Genomic DNA, 19,311 nt, shown 5'->3' with positions numbered 1-19,311 from the left:
TGCAGAGCCCGCCCCAAAAGTCAAGCCGTGGCGCGGCCCACGGCGGTGGCCGTGGCGTAGGCCTTGATGCCCTGGCCGGAGCCGGTGAAGCCGAGCTTCTCCTCGGTGGTGGCCTTCACGTTCACGCTGGCCAGGGGCAGGCCAAGCAGCGCGGCCACGTTGCGGCGGATGTGCTCCCGGTGGGGGCCGATCTTGGGCAGTTGGGCCACGATGGTCAGGTCCACGTGCACCAGGGTCAGCCCGGCGGGCGCGAATTTGGCCTGCACCTCGCTGACCAGCACGGAGCTGGCCACGCCGCTGAAGCGCGGGTCGCTGTCCGGGAAGTGCTGCCCGATGTCGCCCGCGCCCAGACAGCCCAGCATGGCGTCGGCCAGGGCGTGCAGGAGCACGTCCCCGTCGGAGTGGGCCAGCACGCGCGGCGCGCCGGGGATGGGCGCGCAGCCCAGCACCATGGAGCGCACGCCTTCGCCCTCGGGCGTCTCGGGCGGGGCGTAGCGGTGCACGTCGTAGCCGAAGCCCACGCGCGGCAGGAGCATGGGCGGGGCCTGGTCGCCCAGCAGGCGCAAATCCTCGGGGGTGGTCAGCTTCACGTTCTCCTCCGAACCGGGTACGACGCGCACGGACATGCCCAGCGCTTCGGCCAGGCTCGCGTCGTCGGTGACGTCGATGCCTTCGCGCGCGGCCAGGGCGAACCCCTCGCGCAGCACGGCGAGCTCCACCCCTTGCGGCGTCTGCACGGCCATGAGGCGGCTGCGGTCCGGCGTGGCGGTCACGATGCCGCCCTCCACCTGCTTGATGGTGTCCTTCACGGGCACGGCGGGCACCACGGCGGGCGCGCCTTCCTCAAGCGCCGCGACCACGCGCAGGATCACCTCCGGGGTGACGAAGCAGCGGGCCGCGTCGTGCACCAGCACGTGGGTGCAATCGGGGGGGAGGGCGGCCAGCGCGTTCTCCAGCGAATCCTGGCGGCGCGCGCCGCCTGCAACGGCCTTCCAGGCCAGGCCCAGCGGGGTATCGGCGTCCAGCGCCTCCAGCCTGGGAAGCATGGCCTCCAACTCGGCCGGGGGCAGGGCGAAGACCATGCCGCGCACCCGGGGCACGCGGGCGAAGGGGCGGGCGGCCTTCCAGAACACGGGCTCGCCGCCGGCGTCCAGGAACTGTTTGCTCGTTACGAGCTTGGCGGGGGCCATGCGGGAGCCGCTTCCGGCCGCAAGGAGGATGGTCCAGACGTTCATTGTGCCGTGGGGTTGGGGTTGAGCCAGGGAGCGCGGAGGATGCCTCAAAGCGGGGCGCTTGTCACCTGCGGCGCTCCGATGACTGCGCTCCTGACGCGGCCCCCCTCCAATAAGCCGAAACGCCCGCGGGCGCATGGCCCACGGGCGAAATCGGAAGAGGGGAGCCGGCCGTAAGCCGGATTTTGTGGCCGGAGCCAGAAGGCCCCGGTGCGATCATTCCTCTAGGGCGACGGTTACCCGCCGCCTCAAGCAACCTACCCGGAAGCTTCGGCCGGGCCAGCCTCAAACGCTTCTCTATTTGGTCTTGCTCCGAACGGGGTATGCCTAGCTTGCCGCGTCGCCGCGGCAACTGGTGGTCTCTTACACCACCGTTTCACCCTTACCCTGCGGCCGAGGCCGCAAGGCGGTCTGCTTTCTGTGGCGCTCTCCGGGGATCGCTCCCCCTGGGCGTTACCCAGCGCTCTGCCCTGCGGAGTCCGGACTTTCCTCCCCGGGTTCCCCCGCGGCGACCGCCTGTCCGGCTCCCCCTTCGAATATAACCGCGCGGCGCGGGAGGGCTAGGCCTCCTGGGCCTCCTCGGCCTTCTCCTGCGTCAGGATGTGCTGATCCCAGTAGATCAGGCGCTGGCAGTTGGGGCAGGAGAGGATCTGCTGGCCCTTCTGCAGCTCGATGAAGGCCTGAGGGGGAATGGAGATGTTGCAGCCCGAGCACACGCCGTTGGTGACCGACACGATGACCGGGTTGGCCAGGCGCGAGCGGATGAACTCGTAGCGCGACAGGATGGGCTTGGGGATCACGCCGCAGGCGTGGGTGCGCTGCTCGGAGAGCTCCGCGATGCGCTTCCCGGCCGCGTCAAGGCGGGTCTTCAGCCCGGCCTGGGCGGTCTCGAGGTCGGCGCGGAGCGCTTCGGTCTGTTCGGAGAGCTCGCGGTCCGCCGTGGTCTGGCGCTCGACTTCCTCGGCGAAGGCGGCCTTCTCCTCGTCGCGGGAGCGGTTGAGCTTCTCCAGGCTGTCCATCTCACGCACCATGGCGTTGTATTCCTTGGAGTTGCCCACCATCATCATCTTGCTCTTGGATTTCTTCATCCGGACGTGGTCGTCCTCGATGTCGGTCTCCAGGCGGGAGAGCTGGTCCGTCAGGTAGCCGAGCTTCTCGCGAACTTGGTCGCGCTGGGCTTCGACATCGCGGCACTTCTTTTCAAGGGAGGCGATCTCCTTGGGAGCGTTCTCCACCTCGGCGGTGAGGGAGATCATTTCGCCGTCGATCTGCTGCAGAATCACCAACTGTTCGATCTGTTTCTGATACATTGCCGTCTCCGTGTGGAATCGTTGCACCCAGGCGGGGCTAGGCGGGGTTGAGGACCGCGCGCATGGGGTCCGCGCTTGGGAAAAAGCGGACCTCGAGCCCCTTTTCGGAAAAACGTCCGGCAAAATCGCCGGCCAGACGCCGCATCATCTCTTCTTCAAGGCTCCTGTGCCCGACGTCGATGGTCAGGCCCAGGGGTTCGATGTCCAGGGCGGCGTGATGGGTCACGTCGCCGGTGATGAAGACGTCCGCCCCCTTGGCGAACGCCTTGGCCGCGCAAGACGACCCGGAGCCGGTGCAGTAGGCCACGGTGCTCACGGTTTCGGGCTGCGCTCCGATGAAAGTATAGAAGCTCCGGGGCACGGCCCGGCGCAAAACGGCAAGGAAGGCCTCCCAGGGCAGGGGGGAGGGCAGTTTGCCCACGAGGCCATATCCGAAGGGCTCGGACGGTCCGGCCAGCCGGACCAGTCCGGCGAAGCCGGTGACGTCCTCGTTGGCTTCCAGATAGGCGCGCAGCTTCGGCCAGTCCGTCTCCGGGCAGGAGAACCCCTGCGGCGCGTGGCGCAGGGCGTCGCGGTCGAAATGGAGCCTGCCGATATCGATATCGTCGGGCAGGTTCAGCCCCTCGAAGCCGTCGGTGGCCACCTCGCGGTAGAAGGCCATCACGCGCGGGGTGACGCCCTGCGTGTCCACGATTGCCCGGCCGGTCAGGCCCAGTTCGTCGGCCAGCCAGGCGGCGGGGCCGCCGGGGGCGCAGTCCAGGGTGGTGTGCGCGGCCACCAGCCAGGCGTCGCGCTCGAGCAGCAGCTTGAGCACGGCGCGGTGGTCGCCCAGGGTGTCGGGCAGGCGCGGGGTCTTGCCCAGGGGATGGTGGGTGAGCACCATCTGCGCGCCCCAGGCCAGGGCCTGCTCCACGGTCGCGGATGTGGCGTCAAGGGCCACGGCGAGGCGCGTCACCTCGTTCACGGGGGAGGCGACCTGCACGCCGCAGCGGTCCCACTGGGCGGCCATGTGGGCGGGTGCGGCGTGTTCGATGGCGGCGAAAATATCGCGGATGTTCATATCGCTCAAAAAAGAAAGGCGCTTTCAGGGTATTCCCCTAGGAAAGCACCTTCCGGTGTGTACGGGTTGCGGCGAATGCCGGAAAGAAAGCGTGTGCGATCTTCCGCAACGAATCGTCCTTGAAGTGGTGGGCCTACCAGGGTTCGAACCTGGGACCACCCGGTTATGAGCCGGAAGCTCTGCCAACTGAGCTATAGGCCCCCAGCAAGTTCTGAATCCAAGTCAATAATATCCAATTTAGGGGCGTGTCAATACCTGGTTTGCGCCAGCCTATTTTTTGAGGGACTTGACCCAACTGCTGGCGGCCTTGGCGGCGGTGGCCCCTTCGCCGACGGCCACCGCGATCTGCAGGAACCCGCCCGTGCAGTCGCCCGCGGCGAACACGCCGGGGATGTTGGTCTTCATCTCGCGGTCGACCTCGATGAAGTTGCCGCTGCGGGTCACGCCCAGGGTGTAGGCGAAATCAGTGGAGGAGGCCTCGCCCAGGGCGATGAACAGGCCGTCGGCCTTGAGCACGGTGCCGTCGGCCAGGGTCAGGCTGTCCATGGCCGGGCTGCCGCCGATGGCCGTGATGCCCTGCTCGACGATCTCGATCCCGGCGTCCCGCAGGCGCTTGAGGAATTCCTCGTCCATGGTGGGCTTCTTGCCCAGGGTGCAGACGCGCACGTCCTTGGTGTAGTTGAGCAGTTCCAGGGCCTGGTTGGCCGCGAACACGCCCTCGCCGGCCACGACCACGGGCCTGCCCTTGTAGAAGTAGCCGTCGCAGGACACGCAGTAGGACACGCCCTTGCCCTCGTAATCCGCGATGCCGGGGATGGGCGGCCTGGAGCGGGACACGCCCGTGGCCAGGATGAGGGCGTCGGCCTGGTATTCGTTGTTGTCCGTCTTGACCTTGAAGCCGCCGAAGTCGCCGTGGTGCACGCCGAGAACCCGCTCGCAGCGCAGGTCCGCGCCGAAGCCGATGGCCTGCCTGCGTCCCTTGTCCACCAGGTCGCGTCCGGAGATGGCCTCCTCGAAGCCGAAGTAGTTGGCGATCTCGTAGTCGCCCGCCACCTTGGGGTCGCAGCCGATCAAGAGGGTGCGGATGCCCGCCCTGGCCAGATAGATGCCGGCGGAAAGCCCTGCGGGGCCCGCGCCGATGATGAGGCATTGCGTGTTTTCCATTCTGCTCTCCGGTAAGGTGAAAATGCTCGTTCGTTCAATATACGCGGGAGAACGAAAAAGGGAAGGGCGCGGGCGGGTGCCGGAGGGATGTTGCCACCGCCCGGGAATGGAAGTAAATTGAGTGAGATTCGACACTTCAAAGCATAAAGGATCAGGCACCCCCATGAATCAGGCCCCATTCGTCACCGGCGACGGCCAGTTGGTGGAAGCCAGCGTCATCCATTTCAATCAGGAGCTTTCCGCCCCCCAGTTGTTCGGCGTCATGCGCCTGAGCCACGTCAGCGATGCCCTGCGCGGTCTGGTGCGCGACATCGCCGAGCGGGCCAAGGCCCAGTCCCGCCCGCTGCAGGACTTTCTGGACCTGAGCGGACGCAGCGGCCACTCCCGCATCGGCATAGACATCCACCTGGCCGAGGGCGACCCCCACATCTCTGACACCGGCAAGTACATCGAGATGCCCGTGGTGGTCACGGCCCTGAACGCCCACCTGGCCGAGTCGCTCTCCGACCTCAAGATACTCACCCAGCGCTCCCCGGTGGATATCGGCAGGCTCTTCGTGCCCATGGGGCCGCACCTCAGCCGCAACCAGGTGCTCGAAGCCCTGGACCAGGAGGAACTGCTGCTGCCCGAGGTCCACGACATCGGGCCGGACGGGCTAATCGAGATACCGCTGGACAATGTGCGCTACATCCTCTCCCAGCGGCTGATCTCCATCCCGCACAACTTCGCGGAGATGATCATCAGGGGCAAGCACGGCCTGTCCATGTTCCAGCAGCCCGCACCCTCGGGCCTGCCGGAGGCCATCGGGCCCAAGGAATTCTTGGTCAGCGCCCTGCGCATCTCGCTTGGGCCGTATATGGCCTTCATCTCGCGAGAGCTCTCCAACCCGGCGGTGTTCCACCTGGCCTCGCGCCTGCTGGACGGCGTGCGCACCACGGGCATCGCCACCATGCGCCAGGCGGAGATTTTCAACCGGGGGGAGGAGCCCGTGCCCTGCCGGGACCTGCGCCTGCGCATCAAGCTCTATCCGGCGGAGGAGCGCGTCGCGGCCATCTCCAAACGGGTGCTCAAGCCGGGCAAGGCCACGGCCATCCTGGCCCGGGGCGTGGATTTCGCCGAGATCACCGACATGTTCAACCCATCGGCCTGCGAGGCGCTCTTCGATGAGATCTCCGCCGCGCCGGGCCGGGGAGGGCTCTACGGGCGCATCATGATGCCCGGGCGCATCGTGAACATCGCCTGGGAGCAGGAGGACGGCCGCTGGATCCCCGAGTTCCAGTGGCGCCTCGTCTACGAGTGCGCCCGGGGCAACGTGCCCGAGGCCGTGCTGGCCGAGGACGAGATACCCAAGCGCTTCCGCACCTTCCTGCAGGATCTCAAGTATGTGGGCGGCGAGCAGAGCCTCTCCAAGGTGTTCGTGGCCGACGCCCTGCCTCCGGTGGACACCCTGCGCGTGCTCAAGCGCAGCGGCGTGGGCGTGGTGCTCATCAAGAGCATCACCATGCGCGCCGGGCGCAATGGGGCCAAACCCGAATACTACCTGGACCAGTCCTCGTACGAGGAGATCGCCCGGCTCTGGCGCGAGGGCATGCGCTTCTACATGATCTTCGAGTGCTCGGACGGCTGCCACGTGCGCGAGTTCAAGAACGGCTTCTGGGTGAGCGCCGAAGGCAAGGACCGCATGGACCGCATCCACACCACCTTCGCCTTCTTCGGCTCCGTGGTGGACGAGCTCAAGCCGGTGCTGATGCCGCAGTTGGAGGACTTTTTCACCGCCCTGGCCGCGGACCAGCGCCTGGGCGACGGCTTGGCCGTGGCCCACGGCAGCGGGCCTGGCGTGATGAAGGCGGTGGACGACGCGGCGGCCCGCCACGGCATCTACCGCATCGGGGTGGGCATCGACGGCGAGAGGATCGGGCAGGAGACCAACTTCTCCCCCGAGGCGGTGGTCCAGTTCGTGAACATCGCCCTGAACACCCGGCAGGACATCCTGGACCGGCGCTCCATCTTCAAGGTGTTCAACATCGGCGGCTACGGCACCTGCTACGAGATCAACATGGCGCTCACGTTCATGAAGATCGGGCACTGCCTGCCCGCGCCCTACGTGTTCGTGGACCCCATCGGCCTGGACGGGCAGGGCGGACACCTGTGGCACCGAGCCATCGAGCAGTTCCAGGTGCTCTCCAGCGCGCACACCGTGGACGGGCTGGACATCCCGCCCCTGGGGCCCATGTGGGTGGTGAACTGCTGCCACCTGGTGCGCTCCTACCCGGAGGCGCTGGAGGTCATCACCGGCTTCCTGGACGACCCGGCGGCCTACTGGCGCAAGGCGGGCATCGACATCGCCAAGGCCGCCGCCGCGCGCGACAACCTGGCCCGGGCCGGGGTGGTCATCCCGCCCTACATCGAGCGGGCCTTGAGCGACTACCTGGTCGAGAAATAGGCCGGGGTCGCCTGCACGCTGCAATGCGAAAGGGCGCGGCCTCAGGCCGCGCCCTTTTTGTTCGGCTGTGCGCCTTACCCGCCGCCCGGGGCTCAGTTGCCCAGCAGGAGCATGGATTCGGGCGCGACGGTGGGGGTATTCGCCGCAAGCGGAGCCCCGATGCCCACGATCCAGTAATTGACGCTGCTCTGGCCCAACTGCACCGTGTTGACCAGCGGGCCGCTGCCGAACCTGTCGCTGTAGGGGACGCCGTACACGGTGTTGCCCGATTCCTCGTATATCACGTTGGCGTAGGTGTTGTAGTAGGCGGTGCCGGGCTGGATGGTGGAAAAGGCCACCATGGGCACGAGCGACCACCAACTGTTGCTGACCATGTTCTTCAGCTGCGTTCCGTTGACCATGTAGTTGCTGTTGTAGAAGCCGCCGAGGATTCCGGTTGTGATTTCGCCGACGATCATGTTCACGGTGGTGGCGTAGGCCGTGTCGTAAAGGCTCGGGTTGGTACTCGCGTTGTACGGCAGCGCGGGGTTTTTGAGAATGCCCTGGGCATAGGTCTGGAAGTCGGTCCAGGCCTGGCCGGTGAGGGTCACGGCGTTGTTTTGGATCTGGCCGTAGATGGCGTTGTTGTAGTCGTTCACGTTGGCGGCGGAGATGGTCACCGTGGCGTTGTCCCAGTCGCTGGCGGCCTGGTCCCCGGTGTGCCAGTGGGTGAGTTTGCCGGTGACGGTCACGGTGCCGTCTGAGCCCGCCGTGGCCTGCATGTCGCAGCCGAACTGGTAGACGCTGGAGCCGTCCGGGAAGTTGAAGCCGTTGGAGCGGGCGATGTGGGTGCTCTGGTTTGCCGTGTGCACGGACTGCATGTAGGGCACGAAGGAGGGCCAGGGGTTCGCGCCGTTGTAGTTGCTGGGGCCGATGTAGCGCACCACCTTGCCCGCCGCGTTCTTCATGACGGCGCTGGGGTTGCTGTTGGTCAGGGCCGCCATGCGCGCCCCGATCTTCCGGGCCGTTGCGCTGCCCCAGTCCGTCTGTTGCAGCACGGGGGCCGAGGGGTTGGTCTTGGGGTTCACGCTGTAGCTGCGGATGGAGAGCGGGGCGGTGAAATAATTGATGGCGGTCAGGTTGCCCTGGTCCCCGCTGTTGCCGGTCATTGTGACCTCGAAGGGCTGGAAGCGCTGGGTGGAGACCAGGTGCGCAGGCGCGGCGGTGCGCGAGTTGTTCGTGGGGTCGTCGTAAAAGATGAAGAACACCGCGCTGTTGGAGTAGGCGACGGTGAGCCCCCCCGCCCCGATGGCGCTCAGTTTGACGGGGGCTGACATCAGGTTTTTGCCCCCGTTGCCGTCGTCGAAGCTGATGGACGTGCCGGAGCCGTAGCTGGCCACGAAGTTGGCCGACGTCGAATTGTGGTTGGGGTCCTGTATCTGGAGCCAGACCGGGCCGCTGTAGCCGCTTTGCGAGAAATAGATGGTGAAGGCCTGGGCGGTTGCCGGGAGCCAGGCGCAGCTCATGAGAATGATGCTGGAGAGCAGCAACTTCAAGATGGGCCGGGAAAGCCTCATGGAGCTGTGCGGAATGTCCGTGGTGGAGTGCAGACGCATGACATCATCCTCGTGGTGTGTGCGTTGCCGAGTGGGACGGATCGCGGGGGCGGGGCAATCCCAAGCGGCGCAAAGGGATGGTTTGCGCACCGGGCATGCATGCAGCGCCGTGCCGCATCGATCCTGCAAGGACATCAGCACAGGCAATGGGGGAAGTCCAGGGCAAACTTGAGGCGTCCGCGGGGCGGGGCGCACACGCGCAAACGCCCGCAAGCCGGGCGCTTGCGGGCGTTTGCAATCTCTCGAGGCGAACCCCGCCAGGGCGGGTCCGCGCAGGGCTGTTTCTAGGGCATGGACCCGTCCGGGTTCCAGCCCCTCAACCGGTAGTAGTCGGCCAGCAGGCGCTCCATCTCGGCGGCCGTCAGGGTCCGGCCGTCCGGCAGGGCCTCGCGGTGCAGGCGGCCGGGGAGGCGGTCGTCCTTCATGGTCAGGCCCTCGCGCAGATTGAACTTCCGGGTGAGGTTCAGCACGCGGGCCGCCTTGCGCCTCAGCTCCTCCTTGGAGGCGTCCAGCCCGGTGGCCAGCCCCACGGCCTTTTCCAGCTCCTCCCAGGTGTACATGTCCCGGTAGAAGCGGCAGAGGACGAGCGTGTCGAAGATGGTGAGGCGGTCCTCGTAGTCGGTCAGCATCTCGGCCTTGCCTTCGATGGCGTCCGGCGGGATGAACCCTGCCAGCTCGGGCTTGTAGAACGTGGTGCGCAGGTGGCAGGCGCCTCGGGGGGATGTGCCGTAGGCCAGGCCCATGCCCTTGAGCACGCGCGGGTCGTAGCCGGGAGGCTCCATGCCCTTGACGTGGATGGCCAGGTCGGAGAGGCCCCATTCCTCGGCCGTGGGCACGATGCCCTCGGCCATGAGCTCCCCCACGCCCCGGCGTTCCGCGATCTCGTGGATGAGCCTGCCCACGCCCTCGAAGTCGCCGTAGTCCAGGCCCAGGTCCAGCTTGCCCCGGCGGCAGGCCTCGATGGCCAGGGCGCAGAGGTTCCCGGCGCTGATGGTGTCCATGCCGAGTCGGTCGCACAGGTCGTTGAGCCAGACTATCTCGTCCATCTCCTCGATCATGCACAGGCCGCCGAAGGCGTAGATGGTCTCGTATTCCGGGCCCTCCAGCACCAGCCCCTGGTGGCGGCCCTTGGCCAGCTTGGCCATTCGGCCGCAGGCCATGAAGCACTTGAGGCAGGCGTGGGGCGTGACCTCGTGCTCCTTGTGGAAGGTCTCCCCGCTGATCTTGGGCCAGTGGTCGCAGGTGCCCTGGCTCCAGTACTTGGCGGGGAAGGCCCCGGCGGTGTTCATCAGCGCCACCATCATGGTGGTGCCGTAGGCCTTGTAGGCCTTGACGCCCTTGTTCTCCTTGTTCTGCTTGGCGAAATCGGCGGCGTAGGCGCGCGCGCCCTTGGGGTCGGCCAGTTCACGCTTGCGGTCGCCCTGGAAGACCACGGCCTTGAGCCGCTTGGAGCCCATCACCGCCCCCACCCCGGCCCTGCCCGCGCAGCGCCAGAAGTCGTTGGCGATGATCGCGTAGCGCACCAGGCGCTCCCCGGCGGGGCCGATGACCACGGCCCCGGGCGGGCCGAAGCCCGGCTTGTCCACGCCCAGGGCGGAGCGGGCGGCGCGTTCGGCGTCGTAGGTCTCCAGGCCCCACATGTGGTCGGCCTCGTGGAATGCGCAACCTTCGGGGTGGATGGCCAGGGCCACGGGCCGCTCCGACACGCCCTCGATCACGATGGCGTCGAAGCCTGCCCTGTCGATGGCCTCGGGCACTTTGCCGCCCGAATAGGATTCGGCGTAGAATCCGGTCAGCGGGGACTTGGTGAACACGCCGTAGCGGCTGCCGCCCCAGATGGGGCCGCCGCAGAAGGGGCCGGTGGCGAAGATCAGTCGGTTGTCCGGCCCCAGGGGGTCCGCCCCGGCGGGATTGCGCGAGGCGAGCAGGGCCGTGCCGAGACCCTTGCCCCCCAGCACGGACTCCAGCAGCCCGGCTTCGGGCGCGTCGATGGAGTATGTCCTGTTGCCAAGGTCCACCGTGAGTATCCTGCCGTAGAATCCGAACATGGACTTTCCTTCTGGGCGTCGGGTTTGGGGGACGCGCGCCCGCATGACTTGATGCGGACGCGCCGGTTCAAGCCGTCAGAACGCCGGGGCCTACAGCACGCAGCGATAGATGCGCTCGGCATCCTCCAGGCGCAGCAGGCGCGGATTGTTGGCCAGCAGGCGGGTGACCTTCATCACGCCCTGGGCCAGGCCGGGGATGTCCGCGTCCTTGACCCCGAAGGCGGAGAGCCGGGCGGGCACCTGCAAATCCTTGGAGAGCTGGCGCAGCGCCTCCACCGCCTTGAGCGCGGCCTCCCGGGCGGAGAGGCCCGCCACGTTCTCGCCCAGCATCCCGGCTAGGTTCGCGAACTTGGGGATGTTGCCCAGCATGTTGAACTCCATAACGGGCACCAGCATGATGCTGTTCGCCACCCCGTGGGGGATGTGGTACTCGGCCCCGATGGGGTAGGCGAAGGCGTGCACCGCCGTGACCCCCGCGTTGGCGAAGGCCATGCCCGCCAGCATGCTGCCCTCCATCATCTTGGATCGCGCCTCGATGTCGCCGCCGTTGGCGAAGGCGGTCCTGATGCTGCCGTGGACAAGCGTGATGGCCTGCATGGCCAGCATGTCGGTCATGGGGGTGGCGTTTACGGAGGTGTAGGCCTCCACGGCGTGGATCAGGGCGTCCATGCCGGTGGCCACGGTGATGCTCGGCGGCAGGCCCAGGGTCAGCTCCGGGTCCAGCAGGGCCACGCTTGGGAACAGGTACTGGCTCACGATGCCTTTCTTGAGCTTCTCGTGGTGGTCGGAGAGGATGGCGATGGGCGTGACCTCGCTGCCCGTGCCCGCCGTGGTCGGTATGAGTATGAGCTTGAGCCCCGGCTTGGGCACCAGGTCGATGCCGAACATGGTGGAGACGCCGCCGGTGTTGGTGGCCAGGATGGAGGAGACCTTGGCCACGTCCTGCGCGGAGCCGCCGCCCAGGCCCAGGATCACGTTCGCCTTGAACTCCTTGACCTTCTCGCTGGCGCGCACGGCCGTCTCGTAGGAGGGGTCGGCCTCCACGTCGGAGAAGCGCGCGAAGGCGATCCGCTCCCGCTTCAGCAGATCCTCCACCTTGTCCACCAGGCCGGTCCCGGCGAGGCCCGGGTCCGTCACCACCATCACCCGCTTGCCCCCCAGCCTGCGGACTTCCTCACCCAGTTTGGCTATCGCTCCGGCGCCCATGACGATGCGCCGGGTGGTCTGAAACGTCGTAATGGTTCCCATGGCAGTACCCCTGCTTGGTTCGGCTCCGCTTGCGCGGGCCATTGTGCGGTGCGTGCCGTCGCTGCCCAGGCCTCGCAGTCTGCTCAGACCGCCAGGTAGCGGCTCTGGATCTCCGCGTCGTTCCTGAAGGACTCCACAGGCCCCGTGTAGACGGCCCGGCCCTTGTCCATGACGGCCACGCTGTCCGAGACGGCCAGGGCGAAGCGGATGTTCTGCTCGGAGAGAAGAATCGTGGTGCCTTCGCGCTTGAGCCGCAGCACGAGCTCCTTGAGCTCGCCCACGATCACCGGGGAGAGGCCCTCGGTGGGCTCGTCCAGGATGAGCACCTCGGGGTTGCCCATGAGGGCGCGGCCGATGGTGAGCATCTGCTGCTCCCCGCCGGAGAGGGATGCGCCCATGCGGTCGAGCATCCGGCGCAGGGTTGGGAAGCAATCCAGCACCGACTCCAGGTTCCAGCGCCCGGTGCGCCCGGAGATGACGCCCATCTCCAGGTTCTCGCGCACGCTGAAGGGGCCGAGGATGCGCCTGTCCTCCGGGACGAAGCCCAGTCCGAGCCTGGCCATCTTGTAGGGGGGCAGGCCCGCGCAATCGCGCCCCATGAACCGCACCCGGCCCGATTTCGGCGGGGAGAGGTTCATCAGCGAGCGGAACGTGGTGGTCTTGCCCGCGCCGTTGCGGCCCACGAGGCAGACGGTCTCTCCCTGGCGGACCTCCAGGCCCATGTCGAAGAGGATGTGGCTGCGCCCGTAGAAGGTGTTGAGGCCGCCGGCAGTGAGAATGGGGTTCATGCGACCTCCTCGCCCAGGTAGGCGGTGATGACGTCCTGGTTTTTGCGGATTTCCTCGGGCGGGCCTTCGGCGAGCAGCCTCCCGCTCTGGAGGACGCGCACGCTCTGGGCCAGCCCGAAGACCGTGTCCATGTCGTGTTCGATGAAGATCAGGGTGAGGTTGAAGTCCTTCCAGAGCTTGCGCACCAGCTCGCGGGTGAGGTGGCGCTCCTCGGGGGACATGCCGGAGGTGGGCTCGTCGAGCAGCAGCAGCACGGGCTCCAGGGCCAGGGCGATGCCGATGTCCAGGAGCTTCTGGTCGCCGTGGGCCAGCTCGTGGGCCTGCCGGGCGGCGTAGCGGGCCAGGCCCAGGCTGTCGAGGATCTCCATGGCCCGCTTGGTGGCGCGCTTGAAATCGGAGACGGGGCGCAGGGGCTTGCGCGTCTGGTCCAGCTTGGAGAGGCAGGCCACGCGGATGTTGTCCAGCACGGTCTCGCCCAAAAACAGCGAGGCCACCTGGAAGGCCCGGCCCACGCCCAGGGCCACGATCTGCTGGGTGGTCCTGCCCACCAGATCCTGCCCCTTGAAGAGGATGCGGCCGCTGTCCGGGCGCAGGTGCCCGGTGATCTGGTTGAACAGGGTGGTCTTGCCCGCGCCGTTGGGGCCGATGACCACCGAGATTTCACGCGGCATGACCTTGAAGCTCACGTCGTCGGTGACCTTGAGGCCGCCGAAGGCCTTGGAGAGGCCCTTCAGTTCGAGGATCGGGGCTATGGGTTCCATCTCAGTTGCCCTCCTCCCTGGTTGTCAGGGCCTGCTGCCTTCCGGGCAGGCGCGTCCAGAGCTGGCTGATCTCGCCCATGAGGCCGCGCGGCAGCCCGAGCACCATGACCAGCATGACCGTGCCGATGATGAGCGACCAGTACTCGGTGAAGGCGCCCACCACGTCCTCGATGGTCACGATGACCGCCGCGCCAACCAAGGGCCCGAAGAACTGGCCGATGCCGCCCAGGATGGACATGAGGATCACGTGGCCGGAGGTGGTCCAGTAGAACATGTCCGTGTGGATGGAGTAGTCCACGCCGCTCATGAGCCCGCCCGCCAGGGCCGTGAACAGGGAGGAGATGATGTAGATGCGCTGCTGGTTGCGGCGCACGCGCCTGCCCAGGAAGCGCACCCGCTCCGGGTTCTGGCGCACGCAGCGCAGGATGAGCCCCATGGGCGAGGCCGAGAGCCTGCCCAGGAACCAGATGGACGCCCCCACCAGGGCCAGCACCAGGTAGTAGTAGATCACCTTGTTGGAGAAGAGGCCGGGCGGGATGATGTTCTGCACGCCGTCGTCGCCGCCGGTGAAGGAGTACCACTTGAACATCACCTGCCAGCCCAGTTGCCCGAAGGCCAGGGTCAGCATGGTGAAGAACACGCCGCTCACCCGGATGATGAGATGCCCGAGCAGCCAGGCTGTCACGGCGGCCAGGACGATTCCCAAGGCCATGCCCGGGAAGAACCAGGCCTGCCCGAGGTACTTCACGCACAGCCCGGCGCCGTACGCGCCCATGCCGTAATAGAGGGCCTGCCCGAAGGAGAGCATGCCCGTGACGCCGAAGAGCATGTTGAAGGACACCGCGAACAGGCCCCATACGAGCACGTGCGCGGCCAGGAGCATCTGGTAGTTGGTGGTCTTGAGCACCGGGACCAGGCTGAACAGCACCAGGAAGATCAGCAGGTACCAGGTGTTCGCGGTTTTGGGCTTGCTTGGCATGCTAGACCCTCCTGACCTTGCGCGGGGCGAACAGGCCCTCCGGCTTGAAGATCAGCGTGAGCGCCATGACCAGGTAGCTGAACAGCGTGGCCCACTTGGGCACCAGGACGATGGCGAAGGAGTTCACCTCGCCGATGAGCAGCGCGGCCAGCCAGGCCCCCCAGAAGTTGCCCAGCCCGCCAAGCACCACCACGATGAGCGAGTCGATGATGACCTCGATGCCCGCGCCCGGCGTCACGGAGCGCAGGGGCGCGGCCAGCACGCCGGTCATGCCGGCGAGGGCCGTGGCGATGCCGAACACCAGGGTCATGGTCATGGGCACGTTGACGCCCAGGACGGAGAGCATCTCCCGGTCCAGGGCGGAGGCGCGCGCGATGCGCCCGCCCCGGGTGTTGTTGAGCAGCCACCAGGCCGCGACGACCACGGCCAGGCCGATGGCGATGACCGCCACGTTGTAGGTCGGAACCACGATGCCGCCCATGGAGATGGCCCCGGACAGGGCAGGGGGCTTGGCCAGGGATTTGTATTCCGTGCCCCAGACCAGCTTCACCAGGTCGTCGAGGATGAGGATGAAGGAATACGTCAGCAGGATCTGGAACCCGCCCTCGTCGGCGCGGCCGTAGATCCTGCGCAGGAAGAAGAATTCCGCCACCATGCCGAGCAGCCCCGCGAAGAGGCCCCCGCAGAGCAGGCTAAGCCAGAAGTTCTGCCCCCAGACCGAAGAGAACTGGTAGCCCACATAGGCCCCGATCATGAAGAACGAGCCGTGGGCGAAGTTGAAGACCTTGCCCACGCCGAAGATGAGCGTCAGGCCGCTGGCGATGAGAAAGAGGAATGTCGCCATGGTCAGACCGCTGATGAGCTGCACGACGATGAATGAAAAGTCCATGAGCCGCTCCTGGTTGTCAGGTGCTTGCCGGGCGCGGGAGGGCTCCCCGCGCCCGGACCACAGGTCTCGAAGCGTTACGGCTTGTTCTTCGCGGCCCATTCCTTAGGCGGGAGCAGATCCTCGGCCTTGTAGATCTTCCACTGCCCGAGCATGCGGGTGGCGGGCGGGAAGGCGGTGTTGGGCACTGTCACGCCGATGGCCTGCACCTGCACGATCTGGTGGGAGGCGGGGTCGATGTAGGAGGTGAAGCCCTCGGGATCCTCGGGCTGCTGGAACTTCAGGCCTTCCAGCGCCTTGACCAGGGCCTCGGTGTCGTCGGGGTTGCCGACCTTCTTCACTGCCTCGGCGATGGCGTACACGCCCACGTAGGCGCCTTCGGCGGCGTAGGTGGGGTAGCGGCCGGTCTTCTTGTGGAACTTGGAGACGTAGTCCTTGTTCATGGCCGTGTCGGGCCAGTTGTTGTGGTGCCTGGCGGAGAGCACGAGGCCCAGGGGCAGGCTGTCGCCCATGGCGCTCAGCAGCTCGTAGTTGCCGCCCGCGTCGGGGTGGAAATAAAGGCTCTTCTCGAACAGGCCGTAGGGCGCGGCCTGCTTGATGAAGGCCACGGTGTCGCCGCCCCAGAAGCCGCTGACCAGGATGTCCGGCTTGGCCTGCATGATGGAGGTGATGTAGGAGGTGTAGTCGGATTCGAACAGCTTGGGCCAGAACTCGCCGACCATCTGGTACTTCACGCCGAAGCGGTCCAGGTTGAACTTGAGCTCCTCGATCTGGGCGTGGCCGTAGGCGTAGTCGGGGCCGATGTAGGCGATGGTCTTCCAGGGCTTGGTCTGGGCCAGCTCCTTGAGGTAGAGCGCCCCGGCGGCCATGGACTGGAAGGTGTTGTTGGAGACGCGGAAGTAGTAGGGCTGGAGGTTCTGCACCGTCAGTTCGGTTGCCGCGTGGTCGGTGCCGATGAAGATCTTCTTCTCCTGCTTGGAAACCTCGGTGAGGGCCAGGCCCACTGCGGAGCTGACCACGCCGAACAGGAAGTTGACCTTGTCGTCGGAGATGTATCGCTTGGCCACCGTCACGGAGTAGTCGGGCTTGGCCTTGCTGTCCGTATTGATGAACTGGATCTTGTACCCGGCCGCGCCGCCCTTTGCGTTGATCTCCTCCGCGGCCATTTCGGCGGCGGCCACGGAGTCCATGCCGTAGATGCCGGACCTGCCCGTCATCGGGTAGAGCGCCCCGATCTTGATGACTTTTTCCTGTGCCAATGCGGACGTGAGCATGCCTGTCAACAACAGCAACAAACAAAGAGAAGCGATGCGCCTGATGGATGCCATCCGTCATTCCTCCTGTTGGGTGTTTGACTCGACTCGATGTCCGATCCGGCACGGAATCGGATGTATCTCGCTGGGCTGGTCCTCCTGTGCCGCGCCGGATTCCGGTCCGGTGCGGCGTGCTTGAAATGTCCCGCATGGTCTGGGCGAGGGCGTTTCCAGTTCAGCGAGCGCGTTGAGGCGCAACTGATGCGGAATCACTCCTCGACGGGGCGGGCGTCGGGTCGACGGATTGGATGCAATGCGCCCGCGACGCGCCGTGGAAAAAGAAACAAGCCGCGATGAAACGGCGCGTGACCCGGCTTTAGCCAGAAGTATGCCGGACACGCAAAAGCGAGGATTGGTGCGGGTGGAGCAGGAATTGATATATGCGAGTAAAGTGGCAGGATCGCGAAAAGCAGTCTGGATACATTACATAATAAACTGAAATAAAAAGATTTCGCAGAAATGCGACAAATTCAATTCTGCGACAAGAGGGTTTGCCCGAACTGGCCGCGTTCTTTCAGCAGCCCATATTTAGCCGCCTTGCGGTAGGCGGTGGCCTTGTCTATCCCCAGCTCCTGCGCAGCCTTCTGCCAGGTGCCGTGCTTGTTGAAGGCCTTCTCCAGCAGGTAGGTCTCCACTTCGGCCACGGCCTCGCTCATCCTCGATCCGCGCTTGGGAATGTAGACCGAACGCCGGATGTGCGACGGCAGATGCTCCACGGTGATCTCGTTGTCGGCCGTGGTCACCATCAGGCGCTCGATCATGCTCTCCAGTTCGCGCACGTTGCCCGGCCAGGGGTAGAGTTCGAGCACGTCCACCGCTCCGGGGCTGATGGTCTTGCGGTAGCCGAAGCGGCGGTTGAACTTGTCCATGAAGTGCATGGCCAGCAGGGGTATGTCCTCCTGGCGTTCGCGCAAAAGCGGCAGGTGGATGGGCACCACCATGAGCCGGTAGTAGAGGTCGCGCCGGAACTCGCGCATCTCCACCATTTTCTGGATGTCGCGGTGGGTGGCGCCGATGATGCGCACGTTGACGTTGATGGGCTTAGTGCTGCCCAGGCGCATGATCTGCTTGTCGTTGATGGCGCGCAGCAGCTTGGCCTGCAGCAGCACGGGCATGTCGCCCACTTCGTCCAGGAAGAGGGTGCCGTTGTTGGCCAGCTCGAACAGGCCGGGCTTGCCCTCCTTGCGCGCGCCGGTGAAGGCGCCGCCCTCGTAGCCGAACAGCTCCGATTCCAGCAGTTGCTCCGGCAGGGCGGCGCAGTTGATGGCGATGAAGGGCTGCGTGGACCCCTTGCCCTTCTTGTGGATCAGCTTGGCGATGAGCTCCTTGCCGGTGCCGGAGTCGCCGGTGATGAGCACGGTGGAATCCACGTAGGCCACCTTGGTGGCGGTCACCAGGGCCTGGGCCATGGCCCGGCTGCGGAACACGATGTCGCTGGCCTCGATCTGCAGCGAGCGCAGGTAGGATATCTCGGATTCGTACTGCTTGGTCTTTTCCCTGGTCTTGTTCAGCTGGTCGCGCAGGCTGAACAGGTCGGTGATGTCTCGCACGTTGGTGACCACCCGGACGAGCTTGCCCGCGTCGTCGAACACGGGGCTGCCCGTGACCAGCAGCCTGCGCTTGCCCTTGATGGTCTGGTTGATGGTGGCGGCCCTGCCGGTCTCCATGACCAGCAGCGTCACGGACTGGTCGTAGTATTTCTCCTCGACCAGCTGTTGCATGTTCTTGCCCAGCACCTCTTCGGCCTCGATGCCGGTCATGCGCTGGTAGGCCTCGTTGAGCAGCAGCACGTTGCCCGCGCCGTCCGTGATGAACATGCCGTCGTAGGAGGAGTTGATGATGGCGCTGAGCTCCTTGATGTGATCCTTGACGTAGTGGAGCTCGCAGGAGGCGTTCTCCAGGATGGTGGTGTCCTGGAAGACGCTGATGACGCCGGAAAGTTGCCCTGACTCATGGACCGGCGCATGGTTGGCCATGAGCACCGCGTTGTCCAGCGCGAGCATCTGGCCGTAGACGGGCTTGCCCGTGGCCAGGACCTGCGTGGCCAGCGAGCCCGGCAGCACGGCGGAGAGGTTCTTGCCGGTCAGCCCGCCTTTGGGGGCTTCGAGGAAGGCCTCGACCGGCTCGTTGGCGAAGCGGACCACCCCGAGGGAGTCCACGACCATGAGCCCGATGGGCGCGGCATCGAGGATCGTCTGGAACGACGCAGGATCGCAGACATGCGGTTCGGACACGCTCTCGCCCCCACTGTTGCAGTCGCCTGGAAGGAATACTCCACGCAAGGGAAGCCGGTACCGGATTGGACGCCGCCCACCCTACGCAGAGCCGATGCGCGAGTAAAGCGGGCGGCAGGCGGTTCGTACGGGGCCGCTGCGGATCGCGGCAGGAAGAGGGGACCCAGACGAGGCTGGCGCACGGCGCGCCGCTTGCGCCTGCATCGGCATGAGGTGTTGGCGGGCAGGGGCGCTATGGCTCGTGTGCGTG

General features: G+C 66.2%; 14 protein-coding genes, 1 tRNA gene and 1 other RNA gene. 1 reads left to right on the top strand and 15 read right to left on the bottom strand.

The features are described 5' to 3' along the window. Positions 1-20: 20 nt before the first annotated feature. From ispD to MLE27_RS01590, 6 genes are all read right to left on the bottom strand, one after another. Entirely contained in the window at positions 21-1,235 is a 1,215-nt protein-coding gene (gene ispD, locus MLE27_RS01615; protein WP_243310115.1) for a 2-C-methyl-D-erythritol 4-phosphate cytidylyltransferase, read from the bottom strand. Positions 1,236-1,391: 156 nt separating this feature from the next. After that, positions 1,392-1,760, bottom strand: an RNA gene (gene rnpB, locus MLE27_RS01610) — RNase P RNA component class A. Positions 1,761-1,792: 32 nt separating this feature from the next. Beyond that, positions 1,793-2,542 carry a zinc ribbon domain-containing protein gene (locus MLE27_RS01605; RefSeq protein ID WP_243310113.1) on the bottom strand — a complete coding sequence of 250 codons (750 nt, stop codon included), beginning with the start codon at positions 2,540-2,542 and terminating at the stop codon, positions 1,793-1,795. 37 nt (positions 2,543-2,579) lie between these two features. Further along, positions 2,580-3,602, bottom strand: a complete 1,023-nt coding sequence (locus tag MLE27_RS01600; protein WP_243310112.1) for a Nif3-like dinuclear metal center hexameric protein — start codon at positions 3,600-3,602, stop codon at positions 2,580-2,582. 125 nt (positions 3,603-3,727) lie between these two features. After that, positions 3,728-3,803 (bottom strand) — tRNA-Ile (locus tag MLE27_RS01595). 69 nt (positions 3,804-3,872) lie between these two features. Continuing rightward, complete coding sequence (locus MLE27_RS01590; protein ID WP_243310110.1) at positions 3,873-4,766, bottom strand: NAD(P)/FAD-dependent oxidoreductase; 894 nt, start codon at positions 4,764-4,766, stop codon at positions 3,873-3,875. 163 nt (positions 4,767-4,929) lie between these two features. Here MLE27_RS01590 and MLE27_RS01585 point away from each other — a divergent pair, with 163 nt between their 5' ends. After that, positions 4,930-7,209 carry a Rossmann fold nucleotide-binding protein gene (locus tag MLE27_RS01585; protein WP_243310109.1) on the top strand — a complete coding sequence of 760 codons (2,280 nt, stop codon included), beginning with the start codon at positions 4,930-4,932 and terminating at the stop codon, positions 7,207-7,209. 92 nt (positions 7,210-7,301) lie between these two features. On the opposite strand, the gene MLE27_RS01580 is transcribed toward MLE27_RS01585, so the two are convergent. The 9 genes from MLE27_RS01580 to MLE27_RS01540 form a co-directional block, all read right to left on the bottom strand. After that, a complete protein-coding gene (locus MLE27_RS01580) occupies positions 7,302-8,804 on the bottom strand; it encodes a hypothetical protein (RefSeq protein ID WP_243310108.1) in 1,503 nt (500 codons plus the stop codon). Between the two features lie 284 nt (positions 8,805-9,088). Beyond that, positions 9,089-10,852: an aldehyde ferredoxin oxidoreductase family protein gene (locus MLE27_RS01575; protein WP_243310107.1), complete on the bottom strand. Its 1,764-nt coding sequence runs from the start codon at positions 10,850-10,852 to the stop codon at positions 9,089-9,091. Between the two features lie 90 nt (positions 10,853-10,942). Beyond that, entirely contained in the window at positions 10,943-12,100 is a 1,158-nt protein-coding gene (locus MLE27_RS01570) for an iron-containing alcohol dehydrogenase (RefSeq protein ID WP_243310106.1), read from the bottom strand. An 83-nt stretch (positions 12,101-12,183) separates the two neighbouring features. Beyond that, positions 12,184-12,888, bottom strand: coding sequence for an ABC transporter ATP-binding protein (locus tag MLE27_RS01565; RefSeq protein WP_243310105.1), 705 nt, complete (start codon positions 12,886-12,888; stop codon positions 12,184-12,186). Then, complete coding sequence (locus tag MLE27_RS01560; RefSeq protein WP_243310104.1) at positions 12,885-13,649, bottom strand: ABC transporter ATP-binding protein; 765 nt, start codon at positions 13,647-13,649, stop codon at positions 12,885-12,887. The genes MLE27_RS01565 and MLE27_RS01560 overlap by 4 nt, the downstream gene beginning before the upstream one ends. A gap of 1 nt (position 13,650) precedes the next feature. Next, on the bottom strand, positions 13,651-14,628 hold the full coding sequence (locus tag MLE27_RS01555) for a branched-chain amino acid ABC transporter permease (protein ID WP_243310103.1): 978 nt from the start codon (positions 14,626-14,628) through the stop codon (positions 13,651-13,653). A gap of 1 nt (position 14,629) precedes the next feature. Then, on the bottom strand, positions 14,630-15,517 hold the full coding sequence (locus tag MLE27_RS01550; protein ID WP_243310101.1) for a branched-chain amino acid ABC transporter permease: 888 nt from the start codon (positions 15,515-15,517) through the stop codon (positions 14,630-14,632). 74 nt (positions 15,518-15,591) lie between these two features. Beyond that, positions 15,592-16,788, bottom strand: a complete 1,197-nt coding sequence (locus MLE27_RS01545; RefSeq protein WP_243310100.1) for an ABC transporter substrate-binding protein — start codon at positions 16,786-16,788, stop codon at positions 15,592-15,594. A 509-nt stretch (positions 16,789-17,297) separates the two neighbouring features. Continuing rightward, a complete protein-coding gene (locus MLE27_RS01540; RefSeq protein WP_243310099.1) occupies positions 17,298-19,061 on the bottom strand; it encodes a sigma 54-interacting transcriptional regulator in 1,764 nt (587 codons plus the stop codon). Positions 19,062-19,311 lie beyond the last annotated feature (250 nt).

This window comes from Fundidesulfovibrio agrisoli (assembly GCF_022808715.1).
GTDB classification, from domain to species: Bacteria; Desulfobacterota; Desulfovibrionia; order Desulfovibrionales; family Desulfovibrionaceae; genus Fundidesulfovibrio; species Fundidesulfovibrio agrisoli.
Note: the sequence above shows the minus strand (reverse complement) of the source record. Positions and strands in the feature narration are given on the sequence as shown.